12 tRNA genes are annotated in these 1,206 nt (G+C 52.2%); all 12 read left to right on the top strand.

The features are described 5' to 3' along the window. Positions 1 to 37: 37 nt before the first annotated feature. Positions 38 to 114: transfer RNA gene (locus tag GC097_RS29465), tRNA-Ile, on the top strand. A gap of 29 nt (positions 115 to 143) precedes the next feature. Next, a tRNA-Ala gene (locus GC097_RS29460) sits at positions 144 to 219 on the top strand. Between the two features lie 3 nt (positions 220 to 222). Then, positions 223 to 295, top strand: a tRNA-Asn gene (locus GC097_RS29455). A gap of 19 nt (positions 296 to 314) precedes the next feature. Further along, positions 315 to 403 (top strand) — tRNA-Ser (locus GC097_RS29450). 22 nt (positions 404 to 425) lie between these two features. Then, positions 426 to 502: transfer RNA gene (locus GC097_RS29445), tRNA-Met, on the top strand. Between the two features lie 10 nt (positions 503 to 512). After that, positions 513 to 601 (top strand) — tRNA-Ser (locus tag GC097_RS29440). Between the two features lie 20 nt (positions 602 to 621). Continuing rightward, a tRNA-Glu gene (locus GC097_RS29435) sits at positions 622 to 696 on the top strand. A gap of 24 nt (positions 697 to 720) precedes the next feature. Next, positions 721 to 796: transfer RNA gene (locus GC097_RS29430), tRNA-Val, on the top strand. Between the two features lie 20 nt (positions 797 to 816). Beyond that, a tRNA-Asp gene (locus tag GC097_RS29425) sits at positions 817 to 893 on the top strand. Between the two features lie 17 nt (positions 894 to 910). Beyond that, a tRNA-Thr gene (locus GC097_RS29420) sits at positions 911 to 986 on the top strand. Positions 987 to 1,023: 37 nt separating this feature from the next. Continuing rightward, positions 1,024 to 1,105, top strand: a tRNA-Tyr gene (locus tag GC097_RS29415). Positions 1,106 to 1,121: 16 nt separating this feature from the next. Continuing rightward, a tRNA-His gene (locus GC097_RS29410) sits at positions 1,122 to 1,194 on the top strand. The last annotated feature ends 12 nt before the right edge of the window (positions 1,195 to 1,206 follow it).

Here is a 1,206-nt window from a genome sequence, read left to right as displayed (position 1 = left end):
TTGTGGGTATATTTGTACTTAAGATTGGTTAACATTTAGGCCCTTAGCTCAGCTGGTTAGAGCGCACCCCTGATAAGGGTGAGGTCGGTGGTTCGAGTCCACTAGGGCCTACCATGAATTATTTGAATTCCAGTGAATCATTTGGGGCCATAGCTCAGCTGGGAGAGCGCCTGCCTTGCAAGCAGGAGGTCAGCGGTTCGATCCCGCTTGGCTCCACCATATTCCCTGATAGCTCAGTTGGTAGAGCACTCGACTGTTAATCGAGTTGTCACAGGTTCGAGTCCTGTTCGGGGAGTCCTAACCCATAAATACTAGGAGAAGTGTCCGAGCTGGCCGAAGGAGCACGATTGGAAATCGTGTAGGCGTCACAAGCGTCTCGAGGGTTCGAATCCCTCCTTCTCCGTTTCTTATAAACAAGACATTATGGCGGCGTAGCTCAGCTGGCTAGAGCGTACGGTTCATACCCGTAAGGTCGGGGGTTCGAGCCCCTCTGCCGCTACCAGTTAGATATTGGAGAGATACCCAAGTGGCTATAAGGGGACCCTCTGCTAAGGGGTTAGACTGCGTAAGCGGTGCGAGGGTTCGAATCCCTCTCTCTCCGTAGGTATATTTTATAAGTTTGGCCCGTTGGTCAAGTGGTTAAGACACCTCCCTTTCACGGAGGTAACAGGGGTTCGAGTCCCCTACGGGTCACCATTTCTATCTTAAGTTAATCCCCATGGAGGCTTAGCTCAGCTGGGAGAGCATCTGCCTTACAAGCAGAGGGTCGGCGGTTCGATCCCGTCAGCCTCCACCATTATTTATACTTTTCAACGCGGAGCCGTGGTGTAGAGGCCTAACATGCCTGCCTGTCACGCAGGAGACCGCGGGTTCGAATCCCGTCGGCTCCGCCATTTTAACAAATCAATATGCCGTTGTAGCTCAACTGGTAGAGCAACTGACTTGTAATCAGTAGGTTGGGGGTTCAAGTCCTCTCGACGGCACCAGATCGTTTATCGGGTATCCGGTAAGGCTTTATAGCATGGAGGCTTAGTGAAGTGGCTAAACACGGCAGACTGTAAATCTGCTCTCTCCGAGTTCGGTGGTTCGAATCCATCAGCCTCCATCTCTTTTCTAATGCGGCGGTCGTGGCGAAGGGGTTAACGCACTGGTTTGTGGATCCAGCATTCGCGGGTTCAAGTCCCGTCGTCCGCCCATTATGTATCA

The organism is Paenibacillus planticolens (assembly GCF_013141725.1).
Classification (GTDB): Bacteria; Bacillota; Bacilli; order Paenibacillales; family NBRC-103111; genus Paenibacillus_E; species Paenibacillus_E planticolens.
Note: the sequence above shows the minus strand (reverse complement) of the source record. Positions and strands in the feature narration are given on the sequence as shown.